Annotated in this window: 23 protein-coding genes; 11 read left to right on the top strand and 12 right to left on the bottom strand. The window is 66.6% G+C overall.

Going from position 1 to position 23,392, the window contains the following annotated elements; genetic code table 11:
* The first annotated feature begins 15 nt into the window (after window positions 1-15).
* The 5 genes from HLH25_RS02790 to HLH25_RS02770 are packed head-to-tail and all read left to right on the top strand — an operon-like array spanning window position 16 to window position 4,003.
* Window positions 16-606, top strand: a complete 591-nt coding sequence (locus HLH25_RS02790) for a YjbE family putative metal transport protein (protein ID WP_310889043.1) — start codon at window positions 16-18, stop codon at window positions 604-606.
* Between the two features lie 33 nt (window positions 607-639).
* Window positions 640-2,661: a lytic transglycosylase domain-containing protein gene (locus HLH25_RS02785; protein WP_246401032.1), complete on the top strand. Its 2,022-nt coding sequence runs from the start codon at window positions 640-642 to the stop codon at window positions 2,659-2,661.
* Entirely contained in the window at window positions 2,658-3,137 is a 480-nt protein-coding gene (locus HLH25_RS02780) for a phosphatidylglycerophosphatase A family protein (protein ID WP_182972609.1), read from the top strand. Before HLH25_RS02785 ends, HLH25_RS02780 begins: the two co-directional genes overlap by 4 nt.
* A gap of 28 nt (window positions 3,138-3,165) precedes the next feature.
* Entirely contained in the window at window positions 3,166-3,663 is a 498-nt protein-coding gene (locus tag HLH25_RS02775; protein ID WP_182972608.1) for a CinA family protein, read from the top strand.
* A gap of 58 nt (window positions 3,664-3,721) precedes the next feature.
* Window positions 3,722-4,003 (top strand): hypothetical protein, encoded by a 282-nt coding sequence (locus HLH25_RS02770; protein WP_182972607.1) that lies wholly within the window; start codon window positions 3,722-3,724, stop codon window positions 4,001-4,003.
* A 202-nt stretch (window positions 4,004-4,205) separates the two neighbouring features.
* Here HLH25_RS02770 and HLH25_RS02765 read toward each other — a convergent pair whose 3' ends face one another.
* The 6 genes from HLH25_RS02765 to pdhA form a co-directional block, all read right to left on the bottom strand.
* A complete protein-coding gene (locus HLH25_RS02765; protein WP_182972606.1) occupies window positions 4,206-4,703 on the bottom strand; it encodes a type II toxin-antitoxin system RatA family toxin in 498 nt (165 codons plus the stop codon).
* Window positions 4,703-5,692 (bottom strand): lipoyl synthase, encoded by a 990-nt coding sequence (gene lipA / locus HLH25_RS02760; RefSeq protein WP_182972605.1) that lies wholly within the window; start codon window positions 5,690-5,692, stop codon window positions 4,703-4,705. Before lipA ends, HLH25_RS02765 begins: the two co-directional genes overlap by 1 nt.
* Before the next feature lie 138 nt (window positions 5,693-5,830).
* Complete coding sequence (gene lpdA / locus HLH25_RS02755; RefSeq protein WP_182972604.1) at window positions 5,831-7,240, bottom strand: dihydrolipoyl dehydrogenase; 1,410 nt, start codon at window positions 7,238-7,240, stop codon at window positions 5,831-5,833.
* Window positions 7,241-7,311: 71 nt separating this feature from the next.
* Window positions 7,312-8,586, bottom strand: coding sequence for a pyruvate dehydrogenase complex dihydrolipoamide acetyltransferase (locus HLH25_RS02750; RefSeq protein ID WP_182972603.1), 1,275 nt, complete (start codon window positions 8,584-8,586; stop codon window positions 7,312-7,314).
* 12 nt (window positions 8,587-8,598) lie between these two features.
* Window positions 8,599-9,945, bottom strand: coding sequence for a pyruvate dehydrogenase complex E1 component subunit beta (locus tag HLH25_RS02745; protein WP_182972602.1), 1,347 nt, complete (start codon window positions 9,943-9,945; stop codon window positions 8,599-8,601).
* Between the two features lie 3 nt (window positions 9,946-9,948).
* On the bottom strand, window positions 9,949-10,974 hold the full coding sequence (pdhA, locus tag HLH25_RS02740) for a pyruvate dehydrogenase (acetyl-transferring) E1 component subunit alpha (protein WP_182972601.1): 1,026 nt from the start codon (window positions 10,972-10,974) through the stop codon (window positions 9,949-9,951).
* Between pdhA and HLH25_RS02735 the strand changes: the two genes are divergently transcribed.
* Together HLH25_RS02735 and HLH25_RS02730 are read left to right on the top strand one after the other, a co-directional pair.
* Entirely contained in the window at window positions 10,963-11,283 is a 321-nt protein-coding gene (locus HLH25_RS02735) for a hypothetical protein (RefSeq protein ID WP_182972600.1), read from the top strand. The genes pdhA and HLH25_RS02735 overlap by 12 nt on opposite strands.
* Window positions 11,246-12,664: a helix-turn-helix domain-containing protein gene (locus HLH25_RS02730; protein ID WP_182972599.1), complete on the top strand. Its 1,419-nt coding sequence runs from the start codon at window positions 11,246-11,248 to the stop codon at window positions 12,662-12,664. The genes HLH25_RS02735 and HLH25_RS02730 overlap by 38 nt, the downstream gene beginning before the upstream one ends.
* Before the next feature lie 39 nt (window positions 12,665-12,703).
* Here the strand turns inward: HLH25_RS02730 and moaC are convergent, their stop codons facing one another.
* From moaC to HLH25_RS02700, 6 genes are all read right to left on the bottom strand, one after another.
* Entirely contained in the window at window positions 12,704-13,204 is a 501-nt protein-coding gene (moaC, locus tag HLH25_RS02725; protein WP_375288952.1) for a cyclic pyranopterin monophosphate synthase MoaC, read from the bottom strand.
* Between the two features lie 12 nt (window positions 13,205-13,216).
* Window positions 13,217-14,077 (bottom strand): indole-3-glycerol phosphate synthase TrpC, encoded by an 861-nt coding sequence (trpC, locus tag HLH25_RS02720; protein ID WP_182972597.1) that lies wholly within the window; start codon window positions 14,075-14,077, stop codon window positions 13,217-13,219.
* Between the two features lie 2 nt (window positions 14,078-14,079).
* Complete coding sequence (gene trpD / locus HLH25_RS02715; RefSeq protein WP_182972596.1) at window positions 14,080-15,195, bottom strand: anthranilate phosphoribosyltransferase; 1,116 nt, start codon at window positions 15,193-15,195, stop codon at window positions 14,080-14,082.
* A gap of 6 nt (window positions 15,196-15,201) precedes the next feature.
* Window positions 15,202-15,798 (bottom strand): anthranilate synthase component II, encoded by a 597-nt coding sequence (locus HLH25_RS02710; RefSeq protein ID WP_182972595.1) that lies wholly within the window; start codon window positions 15,796-15,798, stop codon window positions 15,202-15,204.
* Between the two features lie 143 nt (window positions 15,799-15,941).
* Window positions 15,942-17,510, bottom strand: a complete 1,569-nt coding sequence (trpE, locus tag HLH25_RS02705; protein ID WP_375288947.1) for an anthranilate synthase component I — start codon at window positions 17,508-17,510, stop codon at window positions 15,942-15,944.
* A complete protein-coding gene (locus HLH25_RS02700) occupies window positions 17,507-19,441 on the bottom strand; it encodes a peptidylprolyl isomerase (protein WP_182972594.1) in 1,935 nt (644 codons plus the stop codon). The genes trpE and HLH25_RS02700 overlap by 4 nt, the downstream gene beginning before the upstream one ends.
* Window positions 19,442-19,664: 223 nt before the next feature.
* Between HLH25_RS02700 and tpiA the strand changes: the two genes are divergently transcribed.
* The 4 genes from tpiA (at window position 19,665) to kdsA (ending at window position 23,345) form a co-directional block, all read left to right on the top strand.
* On the top strand, window positions 19,665-20,408 hold the full coding sequence (tpiA, locus tag HLH25_RS02695; protein WP_182972593.1) for a triose-phosphate isomerase: 744 nt from the start codon (window positions 19,665-19,667) through the stop codon (window positions 20,406-20,408).
* Window positions 20,409-20,443: 35 nt separating this feature from the next.
* Complete coding sequence (secG, locus tag HLH25_RS02690; RefSeq protein WP_182972592.1) at window positions 20,444-20,782, top strand: preprotein translocase subunit SecG; 339 nt, start codon at window positions 20,444-20,446, stop codon at window positions 20,780-20,782.
* A 104-nt stretch (window positions 20,783-20,886) separates the two neighbouring features.
* The gene (locus HLH25_RS02685; RefSeq protein WP_182972591.1) at window positions 20,887-22,518 is read left to right on the top strand and encodes a CTP synthase; all 1,632 of its coding nucleotides are present in this window, start codon (window positions 20,887-20,889) and stop codon (window positions 22,516-22,518) included.
* Window positions 22,515-23,345 carry a 3-deoxy-8-phosphooctulonate synthase gene (gene kdsA / locus HLH25_RS02680; RefSeq protein ID WP_182972590.1) on the top strand — a complete coding sequence of 277 codons (831 nt, stop codon included), beginning with the start codon at window positions 22,515-22,517 and terminating at the stop codon, window positions 23,343-23,345. Before HLH25_RS02685 ends, kdsA begins: the two co-directional genes overlap by 4 nt.
* Window positions 23,346-23,392: the final 47 nt, after the last annotated feature.

Raw genomic sequence — 23,392 nt, 5'->3', positions numbered from 1 at the left:
GTCGGGAGCGAGACCATCTTCACCCTTTCCGCGCTGGCCTCGCTGTTGCAGGTCATCCTGATCGACCTGACCCTGGCCGGCGACAACGCCGTGGTGATCGGCCTGGCCGTGCGCGGCCTGCCGCACCCGCTGCGGGGGCGCGCCATCCTGGCCGGTGTCGCCGCAGCCGCGATCATTCGCGTCTGCCTGGCGATCGTCGCCGTCCAGTTGCTGGCCATCATCGGCCTGACCCTGGCCGGCGGCATTCTGCTGCTGTGGGTCTGCTGGCGCATGTTCCGCGAACTGCGCCAGCAGGAAGCCCCGGCGGCCTCCGACGAAGCGCCCCCCGGCGCGCTGCGTTCCGCCATCATCCGGATCATCGTCGCCGACCTGTCGATGAGCCTCGACAACGTACTGGCCGTCGCCGGCGCGGCCGGCGAGCATCTGTGGGTGCTGATCTCCGGCCTCGCGATCTCGGTGCTGATGATGGCCCTGGCGGCCTCGCTGATCGCCCGGCTGCTGGAACGGTTCCGCTGGATCGCCTGGATCGGGCTGCTGATCGTGCTGGGCGTGGCGATCGAACTGATCATCAAGGGCGGCGGCGAAATCTGGCATGTCGTGTCATGATCGCGCGCCACGCCTGCTGACATGAGGCCCGTCATGCCGCCATTCGCCATGCCCCCCACCCCGCGTCGCGTCCCATCGCGCTCCGGGAGGGGCCTTGCGCGCGTGGCGGGCATCGCGGCGTGGACGGTCCTCGCGTGCCTGTCCTCCCCCGCGACCGCCCGTGACATCGCCAGCGACATCCCCGCCGCACCCTCCTTGCCTCCGGCGTCGGGCGACGTGGCGGCTCGGGTCGAAACCTACCTGCGTCTCCTCTCTCCCGAAGGCGGGAGCATCGGCGACTATCTGGCCTTCCTCGACCAGCAGCCGGCATGGCCCCGTCGCGCGGCGATGCTGGCCCGCGTCCAGAGCCTGATGGCACAGGCCCCCGTCGATGACGACGCCCTGGCACGGGCCTGCGCCACACTGCCGCTCACCGCCGCCCCCGCTCTGCTGGCCTGCGCCCGCCTGCCCGCGCCATCGCCCGGCCTGATGGCCCAAGCCCGACAGGCCTGGGTGGCGGGAATCGACCGGGCGGCGGATGAAGGCCCGTTTCTGGCGGTCTTCGGCTCCGCGCTGACGGAAGACGACCAGTGGCAACGGTTCAACCGCCAGGAACTGGACGGCCATACCGATGCCGCCCGCAGGCAGGCCACCCGGTTGCCCCCGGCACGGCGGGCATTGGCACTGGCCCGGCTTGCCTTGCGAACGGCCCGGCCCGATTCCGGCATGGCCGCCGGAGTGTCCGCGCTGGCGGCTGTACCGCCCTCGCAGGCCGATGACCCCATCCTGATCCTGGACCGGCTGCGCTGGCTGCGACGGACGGGACAGGTCGATGAGGCCGCTGCCCTCTGGCCGCAATCCGGCCTCGCGGCCGAACGGCGCATGCCCCTGCCCGCCTTCTGGAGCGAACGGGACTCGCTGGCGCATGAAATGCTGCTGGCCGGCCGCGATCAGGAGGCGCTGTCTCTGGCGATCGCGACCAGCGACATGAGCCAGGCTGCCCGGAACGATGCCGATTTCCTGGCCGGGTGGATTCTGCTGCGCCGTCTGCACGATCCGAAACGCGCCACGGAACGGTTCCGATCGCTCTGCACCTCCCGCGCGCTGATCACCCGCAGTCGCGGCCTGTACTGGACCGGCCGCGCGCTGGAGGAATCCGGCGACACCACGGGCGCGCGCACGGCGTGGCAGCAGGCCGCCGCCATGCCCGGCACCTTCTACGGCCAGATGGCGCTGTCGCGGCTGGACGGAGATGCCGCCAGCCCCCTGCTGTTTCCCGAACGCTCCGGCGCGCTGGTTCGCGACCGGCTGGGCCGCGTGCCCATGCCGGCATGGACCACCGACGACATGCACCGGTTCGAGGCCAGCGATCTGGTGCAGGCGGCCCGGCTTCTGGCGGCCCAGGGCGACCTGCCCCATGCGCGCGATTTCCTGCTGTTGCAGGATTCGCGGCAGGATAATGCCGCCGGCCATGCCCTCGCCGCGATGCTCGCGGTGCGGCTGGGCATGCCCGACGTGGCGGTGGCGATTACCCGCCGCGCGGGCCGCGACGGAATCGCGCTGCTGCCGCTCGGCTGGCCGACGCCGTTCCGGGCCACGCTCGAAGAGGGATTGCCCGCCGGCTTCGTCATGGCGGTGATCCGGCAGGAAAGCAGTTTCGATCCCGCCATCGTCAGCCGGGCCGGTGCCTATGGGCTGATGCAGCTTCTGCCGGGTGCCGCGCGCGACGTGTCGCGGTGGGCTGGCCTCGCGACCGGCACGCTGACGGGCGCCAGCCTCACCGACCCGACTCTGAACATGCGAATCGGCACCGCCTATCTCTCGCGGCTGATGCGCAGGTTCGACGGCGCGGTTCCCTATGTCCTGGCGGCCTACAATGCCGGGCCGCACCGCACGGACCAGTGGCTGGCCTCGGTTGGCGACCCTGCGCATGCCGACCCTACGCCCACGGCCATGCTCGACTGGATCGAGAGCATTCCGTTTGCCGAAACCCGCAGCTATATCCAGCGCGTGGAGGAAAATCTGGCTGTCTATCAGGCCCTGGCCTCCGGACCCGGATCGGAGGCACCGCCATGACCCCTGCCCGCCTTGTCGCCAGTTTCGGCGGCTGCGGCTTTTCGCCCTTCGCACCGGGGACGGTCGGTTCCCTGGCGGCGCTCGTCTTCGGCTTGCTGTTCCTGCCCCACCCTGTCGTCATGGGCGTGGCGATCCTGCTCTGCTGTGCGATCGGCTATGTGGCGACGGCGCGGGTCAGCGACGGCGAGGATCATCAGTGGATCGTGATCGACGAAGTCGCGGGTATGTGGATCGCGATGTTTCCGCTGACGTTCGGTCCCATGCCGGTGGACCCGCTATGGCTCGACCGGCTCGATATCCTCTGGCTGGTGCTCGCTTTCGCGCTGTTCAGGCTGTTCGACATCACCAAGCCCGGTCCCGTCGGCTGGTTCGACCGGCGGCATGACGCGATCGGCATCATGGGCGACGATATCGTGGCCGGCATCATCGCGGCCCTGCTTCTTGCAACCGCGCGGATGCTGATCGTCATGGCCTGAAAACCTCGTGAGGTGCCTCATGATGTCCATGTTGAACGAAACAGTCTTGGCCCAGGCGGCGGATGTGCTGGACCGGATGCGCCGCGCCGGCGTGCGGGCCGTCACCGCTGAAAGCTGCACCGGCGGACTGGTCGCCGCCGCACTGACCCATCACGCCGGATCATCCGAGACGGTCGAAGGCGGATTCGTCACCTATTCGAACGCGATGAAAACCGCGCTGCTTGGCGTCCCGCCGGCACTGCTGGCCCGCCATGGGGCGGTCAGCGCCGAAGTCGCGGCCTCCATGGCGCGGGGGGCGCTGGCTCACGCACCGGATGCCGATCTCGCGGTCTCCATTACCGGCATTGCCGGCCCCGGCGGCGGTTCGGCGGAAAAACCGGTCGGTCTGGTCTGGTTCGGGGCCATTCGCCGCGACGGCGAAGGCAGCACCGTCTCCCGCCACTTTACCGGCGATCGGGAAACCATCCGCCGACAGGCCGCCCGACAGGCGCTGGACCTGCTGGCAGAACTGACGGACGCCACATGAAAGCCGTTCCGGCCCGGCCTTCATGGCCGGGCCGGAACGCCTGTCCGGATGGCCGGACTTGCTCCGGATTTATTGCGGCGAACGCTCCGGCATCGTGGGTGCCGCAGGGGTGGGCGGCGAGATCGTGCCGGTTCCCGCGGGAACGGTTGCGGTGGGCTCGGTGGGCATCGACATCATGGGCGCGGTGCCCGGAGGAACGGCACCGGACGGAACGGCACCGGGCGGAACGGCACCGGGCGGGATCGCCGCCTCGGGCGGCGGCGGGTTGCCGGCACGGGCGGTGGCGAGGCTCTTGGCGTTCAGATCATCGGTCGTGGACGAGCCCGTGGCCGATTCCTGATGATCCTTATGGTGATGATGGCGGTGGTGAGGCTCCGCGAGGACCGGCGTACCGACAACCAGGGAAGCGGCGACAATCATCGGACCGAAAGACAATTTCATCACGATCGTTCCTCCAAAGGCTGGGACGCGCCCACATGCGGGCACGCGGCGTCATGACGGCCCTGGGCCATCATGCCACCTTGCGCCAATGCCAACGTCCCTCAGGCGCCTCCGGTTCCGGCCGGCTGCGCAGTCGTGGGCTGCGCCAATGTCTTGTCGGTCGCGGGCGGCGGCCCGTAGATATCGCGCGCCCGCCGGATGAAGGCCGAGACCATCAGGCGCACGGCCTCGTTGAACACCACCCCGATCGCGGCCTGCAACAGGCGCGAGCGGAATTCGAAATCGACGAAGAAATCGACCAGGCAGCCCCGTGGGTCCGGCGTAAAGGTCCAGACATTGTTCAGGTAACGGAACGGCCCTCTTTCATAACGCACGCGGATGCGCGTCGGATGTTCAAGGTCCACGCGGCTGGTAAACGTCTCGCGGAAGGGGCCGAAGCCGATGGTCAGGTCGGCCACCAGTTCGGTCTCGGTGCGGGTGCGCACGCGGGCGGCGGCGCACCAGGGCAGGAATTGCGGATATTTGCCGATATCGGCCACGAGGTCGAACAACTGCTCCGGCGCATAGGCAATCAGGCGACGTTCCGCATGCGTCGGCATCAGACGCTCTCCGCCCCGCCGCGCACCGCCGCCAGCTTCGCCTCGCGCGCCGCGCGCAGTTCGGCGAAGTCGGAATCGGCATGGTAGGAGGAGCGGGTCAGCGGCGAGGCGCTCACTTGCAGGAACCCCTTGGCCCGCGCCATCGCGGCATAATCGGCGAATTCGTCCGGCGTGACGAAATGCCTGACCGGCGCATGCTTCACCGTCGGCTGAAGATATTGGCCCAGCGTGATGAAATCGACATCCGCCACCCGCAGATCGTCCATCACCTGCAAGATCTCGGGCCGTTCCTCGCCCAGCCCGACCATCAGGCCCGATTTGGTGAAGATCGACGGATCATGGCGCTTCACGTCATCCAGCAGCCGCAGTGACTGATAATAGCGCGCACCGGGGCGAATGGAGGTGTACAGCCGCGGCACGGTTTCCAGATTATGGTTGAACACATCCGGACGCGCCGCCACGACCACTTCCAGCGACGCCGGCTTGCGCAGGAAATCCGGGGTCAGGATCTCGATGGTGGTGGTGGGCGACGCCGCGCGCACCGCCCCGATCACACGGGCGAAATGCGCGGCGCCCCCATCGGGCAGATCGTCGCGATCGACCGAGGTGATGACGACATGGCGCAGGCCCAGCTTGGCCACGGCCTCGCCCACACGCTCGGGCTCGCCGTCATCCAGCGGGTTGGGCATCCCGGTGGTGACGTTGCAGAAGGCGCAGGCGCGGGTGCAGATCTCGCCCATGATCATCATGGTGGCGTGGCGCTGCGACCAGCATTCGCCGATATTCGGGCACGCCGCTTCCTCGCACACCGTCACCAGCTTCTGCTCGCGCATCAGGGCGCGGGTCTCGTGGTACACCGGGTGATTGGGCGCCTTGACGCGGATCCAGTCCGGCTTGCGGGCGATGGGGTTGTCCGGCCGATGCGCCTTCTCGGGATGACGGAGCAGCGCACCGCCTTTTCTATGGTCGATCACCACGCGCGTGGACATAAGGCAGAACCCATAAAGCAGACAGACAGCCAGAAGTGGAACGTCGCGGGGGGCGCGTCAAGCAAACATCCCCCCTCCCCGCGCGCCGGCGATCAAAAGCTCAGGAGCAGCCTCCCGGCGTCTCCATTCAGTCTCCATTCAGATGTGCAGCGCCCCGTCATAGGCCGCCAGCACCGCCTCATGCATCGCTTCCGAGATGGTGGGATGCGGAAAGACCGTTTCCTTCAGTTCCGCGTCGGTCAACTCCGACGTGCGGGCGATGACGTAGCCCTGGATCATTTCCGTCACCTCGGCACCGATCATGTGCGCGCCCAGCAACTCGCCGGTTTCGGCGTCGAACACCGTCTTGACCAGCCCCTCGGGCTCGCCCATCGCAATCGCCTTGCCATTGCCGATGAACGGGAAGCGGCCGACGCGCACCTTGTGCCCGGCCTCCTTGGCGCGGGCCTCGGTCAGGCCGACCGAGGCGATCTGCGGCCGGCAATAGGTGCAGCCGGGGATGTTCAGCGGGTCGATCGGGTGGACATGCCGCCCGGCGATCGCCTCCACGCACATCACGCCCTCATGGCTCGCCTTGTGCGCCAGCCATGGCGGCCCGGCCAGATCGCCGATGGCATAGATGCCCGGCTCGCCGGTAAAGCATGTCGCATCGACCTTCACATGCGTCCGCTCAACGGTGACGGCGGTGCCTTCCAGGCCGAGATTCTCGACATTCCCCACAATGCCCACGGCCGAAATCACACGGTCCACGGTCAGGGCGTGCGTCTTGCCGCCGGCTTCGACCGACAGGCTCACATTATCGGCACCCTTGGTGATCGGGCCGATCTTGGCGCCCGTCAGGATGGTCATGCCCTGCTTGACGAACGCCTTGTGCGCCAGCGCGCTGATTTCCTCGTCCTCGACCGGCAGGATGCGGTCCAGCACTTCGACGACCGTCACCTCGGCCCCCATGTTGCGATAGAACGAGGCAAACTCGATACCGATCGCGCCCGAGCCGATCACCAGCAGCGATTTGGGCATTTCGGTCGGCACCATCGCCTCGCGATAGGACCAGATCAGCTTGCCGTCAGGCTCCAGCCCCGGCAGCACGCGGGCACGCGCGCCGGTCGCCAGGATGATGTTCTGCGCACTCAGCATCGCCACCGGCTTGCCGTCCTTGGTCACGGACAGCAGGCGGCGGCTGCCATCCTTGCCCGCCAGCGCCCCGAACCCGTCGAAGACCGTGACCTTGTTCTTCTTCAGCAGATGCCCGACGCCGGAGGAAAGCTGGCCGGCCACCTGGCGCGAGCGCTTGACCACCTTTTGCAGGTCGAACCGCACATTGTCGGCCGCGAAGCCGAATTCGCCCAGATGGTGCAGCAGGTGATTGATCTCGGAGGCCCGCAGCAGGGCCTTGGTCGGGATGCAGCCCCAGTTGAGGCAGATACCGCCCAGATGATTGGCCTCGACCACGGCGGCCTTGAGCCCAAGCTGGGCGGCGCGAATCGCGGCGACATACCCGCCGGGACCGCCGCCGACGACGACGAGATCGAATTCTGTCTTGTTCATGGATGTACGTTCCCGGAGCAGGATGCCGGTGCAGAAAAGCCCGTGGCCCGGACGAACCGGGCCACGGCGGTTCAGACGACGAGGCTGAGCGGCGATTCGACCATCGAGCGGAAGGCAGCGACCCATTCCGCCGCCAGCGCGCCATCGACCACGCGATGATCGACCGACAGCGTCACCGTCATGACGGTGGCGATCGCGAGCGCATCGCCCTTCACCACCGCCCGCTTCTCGCCCGCCGCGATGGCCAGGATGGCGGCTTGCGGCGGATTGATGATGGCCGAGAATTCCTTGACCCCATACATGCCCATGTTCGAGATCGAGAACGAACCGCCCTGGAATTCCTGCGGCTTCAGCTTGCCGGCGCGGGCGCGGGCGATCAACTCCTTCGCCTCGTTGCTGATCTGGCTCAGCGACTTGCGGTCGGCATTGCGGATGATCGGCGTGATCAGCCCGTCGGGCACCGACACCGCGACCGAGACATCGACATCGTCATACAGGATGGTCGCATCCTCGGTGTAGGACGCATTGACCTTCGGCACCCGCCGCAGCGTAACGGCGACGGCCTTGATCAGCAGGTCGTTGACCGACAGCTTGAACGCCCCCGGCCCTTCGGCCGGCGAGGACGCATTGAGCTGCGCGCGCAGGGCCAGCAGCGCATCCAGTTCCACGTCCATGGCGACGTAGAAATGCGGAATGGTCGATTTCGCCTCGGTCAGCCGGCGGGCGATGACCTTGCGCACCGACGAGTTCGGCACCGCCGTATGCGGCACGTCGATCGTCGGCGTGGGCTGCGGCGCGGCCTTGGGAGCGACCGGCGCCGCAACCGGCGCGGCCAGGGCCGCCTCGACATCGCGGCGCACGATGCGGCCATTCGGGCCACTGCCCTTCACCGCACCCAGATCGACACCCTTCTGGGCCGCGATACGTCGAGCAAGCGGTGAAGCAAAGACCCGTCCCGCCTTGGGCGCGGCCTCACCGACCGGGGCCGGGGCCGGAGCCGGTGCGGCTGCCGGCGGAGCCGATGCCACGGCCGGCGTCGCAGCCTGGGCGGCAGGAGCCGCTTCCGGTGCCCCTGCGGTCGGCGCCGCATCCGGCACCGCCTCACCGTCCGCCACCAGAATGGCGATCGGCGCATTCACCTTCACGCCTTCGGTCCCGGCCTCGACCAGGATACGCCCCAGCGTCCCTTCATCGACGGCTTCGACTTCCATCGTCGCCTTGTCGGTCTCGATCTCGGCGATCACGTCGCCGGAGGCGATAGCCTCGCCTTCCTTCTTCAGCCAGCGGGCCAGCTTGCCTTCGGTCATGGTCGGCGACAAAGCCGGCATCAGGATATTCACGGACATGGCGCGCGTTCCTCAGACCAGCTTGCGGACCGCATCCACCACCCAGGTCGGGTTCGGGAGGGCCAGCTTTTCCAGATTGGCGGCGAAGGGCATCGGCACATCGGCCCCGGCGACCCGCGCAGGCGGCGCATCGAGATAATCGAACGCATGTTCGATGACCTGCATCGCCACTTCCGCGCCGATCCCGGCAAAGGGCCAACCTTCCTCGACGCAGACCAGGCGGTTGGTCTTCTTCACGCTGGCGACGATCGTCTCGGTATCCAGCGGGCGGATGGTCCGCAGATTGATCACTTCGGCCGAAATCCCCTGCTCGGCCAGAATCGCGGCGGCTTCCAGCGCCGTGCCGACCATGATCGAGAAGGCGACGATGGTCACATCCGTCCCCTCCCGCTCGATCTTGGCGCGGCCGATCGGCAGGATGAAATCATCATCGACCGGGCATGGGAATTTCTGGCCGTACAGGATCTCGTTTTCCAGCACGATCACCGGGTTCGGATCGCGGATCGCGGCCCGCAGCAGCCCCTTGGCATCGGCCGCCGACCAGGGTGCCACCACCTTCAGGCCCGGCACATGGCCGTACCAGCTCGCATAGCATTGCGAATGCTGGGCGCCCACGCGGGCGGCGGCACCGTTCGGGCCACGGAACACGATCGGGCAGGAAATCTGGCCGCCCGACATATAGCGCGTCTTGGCCGCCGAATTGATGATGTGGTCGATCGCCTGCATCGCGAAATTCATGGTCATGAATTCCACAATGGGCTTCAGCCCCGTCAGCGCGGCACCCACGGCCATGCCGGTAAAGCCATGTTCGGTGATCGGCGTGTCGATCACGCGCTTCTCGCCGAATTCGTCCAGCAGCCCCTGCGAGACCTTGTAGGCCCCCTGGTACTGCGCGACTTCCTCGCCGATCAGGAACACGTCCTCATCCCGCCGCAGTTCGGCGGCCATGGCGTCGCGCAGGGCTTCGCGCACCGTGATCTCGACCGTCTCGCCCCATTCCTTTTCGGGCGCGACCGTCGGTGCGGCAGGCGCGGCCTGGGCCGAGGTTGCAGCGGCCTGTTGTGCGGCCTGCGGCGCGGCCGGCGCAGCGGCCTTGGTGGCCGGCGCGGCTTCCGCTCCATCCGATTGCAGGTTCGCGATCGGCGTATTCACCGCGACATGCTCCGTGCCTTCCGGCACCAGGATGTCGCCCAGCGTTCCTTCATCGACGGCTTCGACTTCCATCGTCGCCTTGTCGGTCTCGATCTCGGCGATCACGTCACCGGCGGCGATATGGTCGCCGGGCGTCTTCAGCCAGCGGGCCAGCTTGCCCTCGGTCATGGTCGGCGACAGGGCGGGCATCAGGATCTGCGTGGTCATCGTTCAGCCCTCCACCAGCACGTCGGTCCACAGTTCCGACGGATCGGGTTCCGGGCTGCTCTGCGCGAAATCGGCCGCATCGACCACAATTGCCTTCACCTTGTCCTCGATCGCTTTCAGTTCCGCCTCATCGACACCGACGGACAGCAATTCACGACGCACCCGGTCGATCGGGTCGTGGTTCTTGCGCATCTCGTCCACTTCGCTGCGCGGACGATATTTCGCCGGGTCGGACATGGAATGGCCGCGATAGCGATAGGTGGCCATTTCCAGCAGGAACGGCCCCTGGCCGGCACGACAATATTCGACCGCCTCGCGCGCCGCCTGCCGCACGGCTTCCACATCCATGCCGTCGACCTTGCGCCCCGGAATCCCCCAGGGCTCGCCATTGCGCCACAACGCCTTCGAGGCCGAGGCCCGCTCGACGCTGGTGCCCATGCCGTAATGGTTGTTCTCGATCACGAACACGCAGGGCAGCTTGTGCAGCGCCGCCAGGTTGAAGCTCTCATAGACCTGGCCCTGGTTGGACGCGCCCTCGCCGAAATAGGCGACCGCAACCTCGTCGGTGCCGCGATATTTGTTCGCGAAGGCCAGCCCGATCCCGAGCGCGACCTGCGCGCCGACGATCCCGTGCCCGCCATAGAAATTCTTCTCGCGCGAGAACATGTGCATCGACCCGCCCTTGCCGCGGGAATAGCCACCCTCGCGCCCGGTCAGCTCGGCCATGACGCCACGCGGGTCCATCCCGGCGGCCAGCATCTGGCCATGGTCGCGGTAGGAGGTAATAAGCTTGTCGCCCGGTTTCAGTTCCGTCTGGATGCCGACGACCACGGCTTCCTGGCCGATATACAGATGGCAGAAGCCGCCGATCAGACCCATGCCGTACAATTGGCCGGCGCGTTCCTCGAACCGGCGGATCAGCACCATGTCGTAAAAGGCGTGCTTCAGTTCGTCCGTGGTGAAGATCGCATTGTTCCGGTCTGGGCCGGAAACGCCCGCGTCAGTGCCGGACGGTTTTTGATCGTCCATGGTTTTTCTCCCTTTTTGCGCACCGCGACGCCGGAACGGGATGATGCCCCCGCTCTCTGGCGCTCCGGTCAGATGATGTTCACTCAATTTGCCGTGTTTACGGATCGGGAATACGGCTTTCCCGATAAATCGACCTGCGACGGCAATGGCGAAATCCGACGGCAGATTTACGATTTTCGCCACCTTTTTATCGTGCTGGGGGCCGTCCTCAAAGGCGGAAAGAGGTGTAGGGTCGGAAACAAACCGAGCGCATTTGGTAAACGGAGTGAACGTGAGCGACAGCAGCGGCCGAAAGATGTTCTGCGGTAACAGGGTGCGCGCGCTGCGCACCGCGAATGCGATCTCGCAGAGGATGATGGCCCAGCGCCTGGCCATTTCCGCCAGTTACCTCAATCAGATCGAAAACAACGCCAAGCCGGTCCCTAGCCGGCTGCTTATGGCGCTATGCGACATGTTCTCCGTCGCCCCGAGCTATTTCGGCGATGACGGTGAAATCCGGATGCTCCGGCTCCTGCGGGAAGCCTCCAGCGACCCGATGTTCCGCTCATCGCTGCCGGAGCGCGAGATCCATGGCGCGATCAGGGACAATCCCGCTTTCGTGAAGATGTTTCTCGAACTCTATCGTTCGGTCAGAACCATGCACGAACAGGGCACCGAGATTCAGCCCGACAAACGGACGGAAGCCGAGCGCGCCTCGGCATGGTCCAAACTCTCCTCGGCCTACGAGATCGTCGGCGACTGGGTGCAGGCGGAGCGAAACTATTTCGACACGCTCGACCGCACTGCCGAACAATTGTACGAAACCGCCCGGCTGGATACCGACACGATCGGAACAGGGCTGGAACGCCATCTTCGCGATCGCTTCGGCGTCACGGTCTCCACGACGACCATCGCGCCCGTCATCGCCAACAGCAGCCCCTGCCATTTCGACAGCAGCGAAAAAACCGCCCGTTTCGTCCCCGGCCTGTCCGGCCCGACCCGGACATTCTGCATGGCCCGGCTGATCGCCCATCTGGGATATTCCACGCTGATCGACGAGGCCGCCCGTCACCCGCTCCTGTCCGACGAGAACACCCGTTCGATCGCCCGTGCCGCAATGGCCAATTATTTCGCGGGCGGGCTCATGATGCCGTATGAATTGTTCGCGGCGAAGGCCAAGGCGTTCAAGCACGATATCGATTGCCTGCAAACGACCTTCTCGGCCAGTTACGAGCAGGTATGCCAGCGGCTCTCGTCCCTCCAGCGTCCGGGCGCGGAAGGGGTTCCGTTCTATTTCATCAAGGCGGATGTGGCGGGGAATGTACTGAAAAGCTACAGCGCCAACCGTTTCAGCCGCGCCCGTTTCGGGGCGCTGTGTCCACGCTGGAACGTCTTCGAAAGCTTCTCCGCCGCCGGCAAGCTGATCATCCAGATTTCGCAGGATACCGAAGGCGGCCTGTTCATCAGCGTGGCGCGGGCGGTTCTCTCCCACCCGCAGTCATTCTTCGACCGCCAGCCGAAACGCGCGATCGTCCTGGGCTGCTCCGTCGCCCACGCGGACGAAGTCGTCTATTCGTCGATGCTCAACCTGCACGATCCGCGCACATTCATCTCGATCGGCCCCGGCTGCCGGTCGTGCGTCCGCGCCGATTGCGAACACCGCGCGATGCCGCAGAGCGGCTTCTTCTTTCAGCCGGCCGCAAATGCCTGACCAGACGCCCCGCACGGACGAACCTGCCCAGGCACCACCCTATTCCGATGCGGCCGCTGGCACTTCTGCCCGCTGATACGGCCCGGATCGTCCACCGGATTTATGGATCAGGCGGACATGGCTGATCGTCATGTCCCGGTCCACCGCCTTGCACATGTCGTAAAGGGTCAGCGCACAGACGCTGACCGCCGTCAGGGCCTCCATCTCCACCCCGGTCTGGGCGGTCGTGCCGACACTGGCCTCGATCTCGATCCCGCTGCCATCCCCGGCAGGCGTCAATTCCATGCGCACGGAACTCAGGGCCAGCGCGTGGCAGAGCGGAATGAGGTCCGAGGTCTTCTTCGCCGCCATGATGCCCGCAATCCGGGCAACCGCCAGCACATCGCCCTTCTTCATGCCGCCGGAGAGAATCAGCCCCAGCGTTTCGGGCCGCATCGTCACCAGCCCCCGCGCGACGGCCTGCCGTTCGGTCACCGGCTTGCCGGCGACATCCACCATCACGGCATGGCCGTTCGCGTCGAGATGCGTCAGATCACCCACAACCGGCACGATTCAGGCATCACCCAGCAGGACGCGGGCCGCCGCGCCCGGCGAGGGATTGCGCAGCAGGCTTTCGCCCACCAGAAAACCACTGGCCCCGATGGCGTTGAGCCGCATGACGTCATCATGCGTACCGATCCCGCTCTCGGACACCACGATCCGATCCGGCGGCACCAGCGGCGCAAGCTGAAGCGTCGTCTCAAGGTCCGTCTTCAATGTCTTGAGGTTGCGGTTATTGATTCCGATCAGCGACGTATCCAGCGCCAGCGCCCGGTTCAGTTCGGCCTCGTCATGCACCTCGACCAGAACGTCCATATCCAGTCCACGCGCGATATCCAGCAGTTCGGCAGCCTCGCTGTCGGTGAGGACCGCCAGGATCAGCAGCACGCAATCCGCGCCGATGATGCGGCTTTCATGTACCTGCCAGGGGTCGAGAATGAAATCCTTGCGCAGGATCGGCAGCGAACAGGCATCGCGCACCCGTTGCAGATCTTCCGTGCAGCCATGAAAGCACGACCCCTCGGTCAGCACCGAGATGCAGGCGGCTCCAGCCTTTTCATATTCGGCGGCGATACCCGCCGGATCGTAGTCGACGCGCAGAATGCCCGCCGAGGGCGAAGCTTTCTTGATTTCCGCGATCAACCCGATCTGGCGGTCGGCCGTCCGCTGTTTCAGCGCCTGGCCGAAACCACGGGTGGGCGTGCTGACTTCGCGAGCGCGGGCCGTGACCTCCTTCAGAGGCGTCACGGTCGCCCGTTGCGCGACATCGACCCTGGTCCGGGCGCAGATGCGCGCAAGGACATCCGGAAGTCCATCCGGGTCCGAGGCGGTGCCGCACTCGTTCTGAGCGGGATTCGTCGCGGTATCGTTCATGATCAACCCTGTATGAATTCGTCCCGCACGGACGGCCTGCCGGCGCGCGCGGATTTCAAGACAGCCAGTGCAGACCCGTCATCCAGAACACGGGCCGCCTCGGCGACCAATGCCCGCAGAGAGGCGGGCTGCACTTTCCCTTCTTTCAGAATGCCCCCACGTCCGGCCACATGCAGCGCTGCCGCCGTGTTCAGCAGAACCGTGTCGCGATAGGCTCCGCGGGCACCGGCCAGCAATTCTTCCAGGGCGGCGGCGTTCTCCGCAGGCCCTCCGCCCGCAATCGCCGAAATCGGTGCATGGGGCAAACCGGCATCGCCGGGTTCCAGCACGAAATCATACAGAACGCCGTCCTGCAAAGCCACGATCGCCGTGGGGCCGGCCAGCGTCAGTTCATCAACGCCCTGCCCCACGCCGCATGTGCCATGGACGGCCCATGCGCACTCCGAGCCCAGAAGCTGCAACGTCTCCACGACCGGCCGCAGCCACGCCCGATCGAACACCCCGACCAGTTGGCGCGTCACGCCGGCCGGATTGCACAGCGGGCCGATCAGGTTGAACAGCGTCCGCATCCCCAGCGCCGAACGCGCGGGTGCGGCGAAGCGCATGGCCGGATGGTGCGATGGGGCCGCCATGAAAGCCAGCCCCCCCTCGTTCAGCCGCGCCGCGATCACGGCCGGATCGTCCGACACCGCCACGCCCAGCGCACCCAGCACATCGGTCGCCCCCGATCGCGACGACAGCGCCTTGTTGCCGTGCTTGGCCACCGGCACCCCCAGCGCCGCCAGCACGAAGGCAACGGCGGTCGAGATATTCAGCGTTCCCAGCCCGTCACCGCCGGTTCCGCAGACATCGATCGTGCCCGCCGGTACCGGCGCCACTCGCCGCATGCGCGACCGCACGGCGCGCACGGCGCCCAGCAACTCGGCCCGCTGCTCGCCCCGCACCCGCAGCGCCATCAGAAACGCCGCGATCAGCATGTCCGGGATGCCGCCATCCATAATCAGGCCGAACGCCTGTTCGGCATCGGCCTCGTTCAGGGTTTCCCCAACCGCCAGCCGGTTCAGAATGGCCCTGAAGGCGTCGGTCGGGGCGACAGTCAGGGCCGGCGTGCCATCCATCTTCTGTCAGGCCGCCTTTCGCGGCGTATTGAGGCCGCGCGCGATCGCCAGAAAATTGGCCAGAATGGCGTGCCCATGCTCCGACGCGATACTCTCGGGATGAAACTGGACGCCAAACACCGGCAGCGTCCGGTGGCGAAGCCCCATGATCACCCCATCCTCGGTATGCGCCGTGGCCACAAGGTCGGGCGGCAGCGTACCGGGTTCGACCGTCAGGCTGTGATAGCGGGTCGCCATAAAGGGATCGGGCAACCCTTCGAACACGCCACTGCCATCATGAAAGACCGGGCTGACCTTGCCATGCATGGGCACCGGTGCCCGGACCACAGTGCCGCCGAAGACCTGCCCGATGGCCTGATGCCCCAGGCAGACGCCGAAAATCGGTACATGACCCGCCGCGCGGCGGATCAGGTCGCAGCAGATCCCGGCTTCGTTCGGCGAACGCGGGCCGGGCGACAGGACGATTGCCTCGGGCTTCAGCGCCATTGCCTCGTCAACCGTCAGCGCATCGTTGCGCCGTACGTCGCACCGTTCCCCCAGATCGCCCAGATAATGGACGAGATTGAAGGTGAAACTGTCGTAATTATCGATCAGCAGGATCATGGCGACATGATGGCCTGCTGTTCCAGCCCGGTCAAACAACAGTTCAGAATTTCATCGAAATAATACGTACCGTCCAAAATTGGATCGTTTGTTACGAACATCGGGCGAGAACGTATAATTTTATAACAAAATAGACAGTGCGGTCAGTCCGCATTGCCTCCGCGCGCGAACCGCACCGCCGCTTCGGCCGCGCGGAACAACGCGCGGGCCTTGTGCTGGGTTTCCTCGTATTCCGCATCGGGCACGCTGTCGGCGACCACGCCGCACCCGGCCTGCACATGCATCTGCCCGTCCTTGACCACGGCCATCCGCAACCCGATGCAGGTATCCATTTCGCCATTCGCACCGAAATAGCCGATGCAGCCGGCATAGGTGGCGCGGCGGGTCGGCTCGACCTCGTCGATGATCTCCATCGCCCGGATCTTCGGCGCCCCGGTCAGCGTGCCGGCGGGAAAACCCGCGACCAGCGCATCCAGCGCCTCCAGCCCCGGCCGCAACGCGCCTTCGACATTCGACGAGATATGCATGACGTGGCTGAACCGCTCGATCACGAATTTCTCCGTCACCTTCACGCTGCCGACCGCGCAGACCCGCCCGACATCGTTGCGGCCCAGATCGATCAGCATCAGATGCTCGGCCAGTTCCTTGGGGTCGGCCAGCAGATCCCGCTCCAGCGCCAGATCCTCCTCCGCCGTGCGGCCACGAGGCCGGGTGCCGGCCAGCGGCCGCACCGTCATCCGCCCCTCGCGCAGGCGCACCAGGATCTCGGGCGACGACCCGACGAGCGTGAACCCGTCGAAGGCCAGGTGGAACAGGAACGGCGCGGGGTTGATGCGGCGCAGCGACCGATACAGCGCCAGCGGCGGCAGGGTGAACCGGGTCGAGAAACGCTGGCTGGGCACGACCTGAAACGCATCGCCGGCCGCGATATAGTCCTGGATGCGCCGAACCATCGCGCAGAACGCCTCGCGCGTGAAGTTCGAGCGCGGCGGCTCCAGCGGGCCGGTATAATCCGGCCGGGTCTCATGCAGCGCCAACGGCTCCGACAGCGTCCGCCGCGCCAGCGCGATCAGGTCTTCCGCCGCCTGCCACACCTGTTCGGGCGCGCGGTCCGGGCTCGGGCGCACCGGCGCCGTCAGGATCAGTTCGTCCCGCACCGTGTCGAAGATGGCGAACAGGCCGGGGCGGATCATCACCCCCTCGGGCAGGTCCAGATCGTCGGGCGGGCTGTCGGGCAGATGCTCCATCTGCCGCACCATGTCGTATCCCAGATAGCCGAACAGGCCGGCCGTCATCGGCGGCAGCCCCGCCGGCAACCCCATCCGGCTGTCGCGGATGATCGCGCGCAGCGAATCCAGCGGCGCCTCCGCAACCGGGACGAAACCGGCAGAATCACGGTCGGGCGCACGATTGACCGCCGCCTTCCCGTCATGGCAGCGCCAGATCAGGTCCGGCAGCAGGCCGATCACCGAATAGCGGCCCCGCGCCACCCCGCCCTCGACGCTTTCCAGCAGAAAGGCGTTGCGGGCCGGACTGGCATCGGTCGCGCCGGCCAGCCGGGACAGGCGCATATAGGCCGAGACCGGCGTCAGCAGATCGGCGGCCTCCACACTCCAGACCACGCTGCCCTCTCCCCGTCGCAGGGCGGACAGCGCCGCCTCGCGTTCCTCAAGGGTCGGCGCGGCGGGAATGGTCTGAACGATGGTCGTCACGGGCTGGTCTCTCCGGCGCCGCCAGTCCCGCTCACCGAGGCCAGGGCCGATTTCAGGGCACTCATATTGGTCTTGGGCTTGACCACCTGCTGAAGGGCCGCGGCGTAGGACATCCCGATATCATCCGCCAGCGCCTGCGACATGGCGCTGCGGATACGCCCGACGCGCATCGCCTCCTTGTCCGGCGCGGGATGGGTAATCGCGGTCAGCGTCGCGACATAAAAACCGTCAGGCCCATCCAGCATCATCGTCTGCCCCGTCTTGTCGAGGCGGAAAGCCAGTTGCGCCAGTTCTTCGGGCACGCCCTCCACCGCCTGTCCACGCGCCAGCGGCGCCGGATGCTCGACCGTCTGGCCGGCGGCAGCGGCCGCAGCCGCGACACCGCCATGGTCCTTGGCCGCGACATACAGCGCGGTGGCCGCGACATTGGCCGCATGGCGGCGGGCCTCGTCGTCCCAGGCGGCGCGCACCTGCGCGGCGGCCGCGTCGAAGGGCTGGACCTGCGCCGGTATGATGCTGTCGATCGCGACCGCGTACCAGCCATTTTCCGGCCCCTGGACCAGCGTGGGGTTCGCCCCCTTCGCCTGGCTGAAGACCCTCTCGATGATCGCCTTGCGCAGGGCGGGCGATGCCGGGATCGGCGCGGTCTCTCCCCCCTGGGTCATGCCCTGCGCGTTCAGCGTGCCGGCGATGGCCGCCGCGCCGAGATTGTCGGGAATATGGTCCAGCCCGCCGCCGGCGATCGCGTCCTGGAGCTTCTGCACGCGCTGGCCGACCAGTTCCGCGGCCTGACCATGGGCGATCTGCTCGCGCAGTTCCTGCCGGGCGGCATCGAACGTGGTCACATGCGGCGGCGTAACCAGCGTGACCCTGAAGACGACCCAGCCGGTATCGACCTGCACCGGCCCCTGAAGGTTGGCGAGCGGAGCGGCGAAGACCAGCTTGGCCAGCCCCACCGAGGGAATGCCCACCTGGCGGACGTCATCCATCTGCACCGTGGCGGAATCCTTGGCGTCGGCCTGGATGCGGTCCCAGTCGGCGCCGGCTTTCCACTGGTCGGCGATGGCCTGCGCGCGTGCCTGGCTGGGCGCGGTCACGATCTGCACGGTACGGGTTTCCGGAACGTTGTATTTCGCGGCCTCGGCCTCATACAGCCGCTTCAGTTCGGCATCGGGGATCTCGACCGACTGCGCCACGCTGTCGGGCGACAGCACGACGATGCGCGCATGGCGGTATTCGGGCGTCTGAAACAGCCAGGAATGATTGTCGTAGAAGCGATGCAGTTGCGCCGCGTCGGGCGTCGGAACCGCCTGCGCGGTCAGCGGAAAGCGCACCATGTCGATGGTCCGGGTCTGGGCATCGAAATCGAACACGTGGCGGACCATGGTTTCCGGCGCGCGGGCACCGTTCTGGAGCGGTTCGACCAGCGCGCGCACGGCAAGGTCGGCGCGGATCAGATCGAGCAGGCGCTTTTCGGTCATGCCGATCTGCTGAAGGCGCGAATCGAACAGCTTGCGGTCGAATCGGCCGTCCGGTCCCTTGAAGGCCGGCAGCCCGAACACTTCCGTGCGCAGCGCGTCATCCGGCACGGTCACGCCCAGCCGCTCCGCCGACAACGTGATCTCGGACTGCATCATCAGCCGCTGCAACACCTGCTCCGCCGCCTGTCGCCGTGTCGCGACCGGCAATTGCGCCGGGTCGGTCATCCCTGACTGGCGGGCGACCTGCTGCAATTCGTTCTGCACGGCCGAGAGGAAATCCTCGGTGGTCACGGTCTGACCGCCCACCCGCACGATGACATCGGCGCGCTCGCTGCCGATATTCGACAGAACGTCGCCCACGCCCCAGCCGACAAAGGCCAGGAATAACAGGCCGGCGATAACGCGCCCCAGCCAGGAATCGACAAAGACGTGACGCAGGAAGGAAATCATGAACGGCAATATCCGGGCGAAGGCGGCACAAGCGACTATGGCGACCGGATGGCCGCCTTATTCGGCCGGGCACCATAAGGATACGGCCCGCGATTGACCAGAACCCTGTGCGCGGGTGCCGCGTTGGCGCGTGGCCATTGTGCTGACGCGGCGCGCATGGTGTACGGTAACGGCGACCGGGCGGCGCACACGGCCCCACAATACAAACAAGGGATCAAGCCACATGAGGCAGATGATCGTCGGCAACTGGAAGATGAACGGGCTCACAGCCCCGTCGCGTGACCTCGTGAGCGCGATCGCACAGGGTCTGGAAGCCATTCCCAACCCGCCGCCGGTGGTGGTCTGCCCGCCCTTCACCCAACTGGCGGCCACCGGCCCGCTACTGAAGGGCACCGGCATCGCGCTGGGTGCCCAGAACTGCCATCACGCGCCGTCGGGCGCGCATACCGGCGATATCTCGGCCGCCATGCTGGCCGAACTGGGCGTGGAATACGTCATCCTCGGCCATTCCGAGCGTCGGCGGGACCATGGCGAGCTCGACGAAACGGTGCGCGAGAAGGCCGTGGCCGCGATGGAAGCCGGCCTGACGCCGATCGTCTGCATCGGCGAGAGCGCCGACCAGCGCGCCGCCGGCGAGTATCAGGACGCCGTCGGCTGGCAGATCAAGGGCTCGCTGCCCGACAATTTCAACGGCATCGTGGCCTATGAGCCGATCTGGGCCATCGGCTCGGGCGTGCCTGCGTCGACGCAGGACATCGCGGACATGATGGGCTTCATCCGCGCCGAGCTCATGCGCCAGTTCGGCGAGGCCGGAAAGACCATGCGGATTCTCTATGGCGGGTCGGTCAATGGGCGCGAGGCCCCCGCCATTCTGCCGATCGCCGAGGTCGGTGGCGCGCTGGTGGGCGGCGCCAGCCTGAAGGCGGACGCATTTCTGCCGATTGTCCGCGCCGCCATTGACCTGTAAACGGTCGGTCTGCGCCGCCCTATCGGAAGTCGAGAATGATCACCGTCCTGCTTTTTCTGCACCTGTTCGTCACCCTGGCCCTGATCGGCACCGTCCTGATCCAGCGCAGCGAAGGCGGCGGCCTGGGTATCGGCAGCAGCCAGGGCATGGGCAGCTTCATGTCCGGGCGCGGGACGGCCAACCTGCTGACGCGCACCACCTCGGTCCTGGCCGGCATCTTCATGGTGCTGTCGCTGACCCTGGCGGTCATGAACCGGGGTGCGGCGACCGGTGGCGGCCATGACATCCTGGCCCAGCCGCCCGCTCCGACGGCCCCCACGCCCGCTCCGGCCGCCCCCCCGGCCCTGCCGGCGGCGCCAGCGGCCACGCACTGAAGAATGGGCTGCCTTCCCCACGGAAGGCAGCCTTTTTTTATCTCGGCAAACGCGATGGTTATTCGCTTTGCCCGGCAGGTCGAAACGGTGTAGGGAGGCCATCCATGACGCGGTTTGTATTCATCACTGGCGGCGTGGTCTCCTCTCTCGGTAAAGGCATTGCCTCCGCAGCCCTCGCGGCGCTGCTGCAGGCACGCGGTTACCGGGTCCGGCTACGCAAGCTCGACCCCTATCTCAACGTCGATCCGGGCACCATGAGCCCGTATCAGCACGGCGAAGTCTTCGTAACCGACGACGGCGCAGAGACCGACCTCGACCTCGGGCACTATGAACGCTTTACAGGCGTGCATGCCACCCGGGCCGACAACGCCACCACCGGCCAGATCTACTCGGACGTGATCGCGCGCGAACGGCGCGGCGATTATCTGGGTGCCACGGTGCAGGTCATCCCCCACATCACGGACGCCATCAAGGAAGCCGTGGTCGCGGGCACGGAAGACCTGGATTTCGTGCTGGTGGAAATCGGCGGCACGGTCGGCGACATCGAAAGCCTGCCCTTCCTCGAGGCCATTCGCCAGTTGCGCAATGACCTGGGCGCCGGGCAGACGATGTTCGTCCACCTGACCCTGCTGCCGTGGATTCCCTCGGCCGGCGAACTGAAGACGAAGCCGACCCAGCATTCCGTGAAGGAACTGCAGAATGTCGGCATCCAGCCCCAGATGCTGCTCTGCCGCTCGGACCGGCCTATCCCGGATACCGAACGCCGGAAGATCGCCAATTTCTGCAATGTGCGCCCGGAAGCCGTGATCGCGGCGCTGGATGTCGACACGATCTATGCCTGCCCGATCTCCTACCATGCCGAAGGCATGGACAACGAGGTGCTGCGCCATTTCGGCCTGCCCTTCGACCAGGAGCCCGACCTGTCACGCTGGCACCGGGCCCTGGACGCGATTCGCCACCCCGAGGGCGAAGTCCGCATCGCGGTCGTCGGCAAATACACGGCCCTGCTCGATGCCTATAAATCCCTGATCGAAGCCCTGCTGCATGGCGGCATCGCCAACCGGGTGCGGGTCAAGCTGGACTGGGTCGAGGCCGAGACGTTCGAAAAGTCGGAAGACGCGCTCGAAGCCCTGCACGATGTGCATGCTATTCTGGTGCCCGGCGGATTCGGCGAACGCGGCGCGGAAGGCAAGATCCAGGCCGTGCGCTTCGCCCGTGAGCATAACATTCCGTTCCTGGGCATCTGCTTCGGCATGCAGATGGCGGTCATCGAATGCGCCCGCAATCTCGCGGGCCTCCCCGATGCCTCCTCCACCGAGTTCGGCCCGACCGACGAGCCGCTGGTCGGCCTCATGACCGAATGGGCCCGCGGCAACGAATTGCTGCGCCGGCGCGAAGGCGGCGAGTTGGGCGGGACGATGCGCCTGGGCGCCTACCCCGCCAAACTGGCCGAAGGGTCGCGCGTCGCGGAAATCTACGGCCGGACCGACATCCGCGAGCGTCATCGCCATCGCTACGAGGTCAATGTCCATTACCGCGAGAAGCTGGAACAGACCGGCATGCGATTCTCAGGCATGTCGCCCGACGACATCCTGCCCGAAGTGGTCGAATACCCCGATCACCCGTGGTTCGTCGGCGTGCAGTATCACCCCGAACTGCTCTCCAAGCCGTTCGATCCGCATCCGCTGTTCTCCGGCTTCGTCGGAGCGGCGGTCAAGAAGATGCGCCTGGTATGACAGCCCCCCGCTCGCTCGCGATCGGCGATCTGCCGGTCGGCAATCACCTGCCGTTCGTCCTGATCGCCGGCCCGTGCCAGATCGAATCCGAAGCCCACACCATGGAAATGGCCGAGGCCCTGTGCGCGATCGCGCGCGAGACCGGGGTCGGACTGATCTATAAAAGCTCGTTCGACAAGGCGAACCGCACCAGCATCGGTGCGGCGCGCGGCGTCGGCATGGCCAGGGGGCTGGAGATCCTGGCCCGTGTGCGCGAGCGATTCGGCATACCGGTCCTGACCGACGTTCACGCGGCGGAGCAATGCGCAGCCGTGGCCGAAGCCGTCGACGTGCTCCAGATCCCGGCCTTTCTCTGCCGCCAGACGGACCTCCTGCTGGCGGCGGGCGAGACCGGGGCCGCGATCAACGTCAAGAAGGGGCAGTTCCTGGCGCCGTGGGACATGAAGAATGTCGCGGCCAAGATCGCCTCGACCGGCAACGAGCGGATTATGCTGTGCGAGCGCGGCACCAGCTTCGGCTACAACACGCTGGTCAACGACATGCGCGGCCTGCCGATCATGGCCGAGACCGGCTACCCCGTGGTGTATGACGCCACCCACTCGGTCCAGCAGCCCGGCGGCCTCGGCGGGTCATCGGGCGGCCAGCGTGAATACGCTCCCATCCTGGCCCGCGCGGCACTGGCGATCGGGGTGGCAGCCGTCTTCATCGAGACCCATCAGGACCCGGACCACGCCCCCAGCGACGGCCCGAACATGATCCCGATCAGCGAGATGAAGCCCCTGATCGAGCGCCTGGCCGGCTACGACCGCCTGACCAAGACTTTCTGAGCAATCCGGCCGACACTGGGCGCGGGCGGCGAGTCCGCCCGCGTGCA

This window comes from Gluconacetobacter dulcium (assembly GCF_014174165.1).
In the GTDB taxonomy this organism is placed as follows: Bacteria; Pseudomonadota; Alphaproteobacteria; order Acetobacterales; family Acetobacteraceae; genus Gluconacetobacter; species Gluconacetobacter dulcium.
Note: the sequence above shows the minus strand (reverse complement) of the source record. Positions and strands in the feature narration are given on the sequence as shown.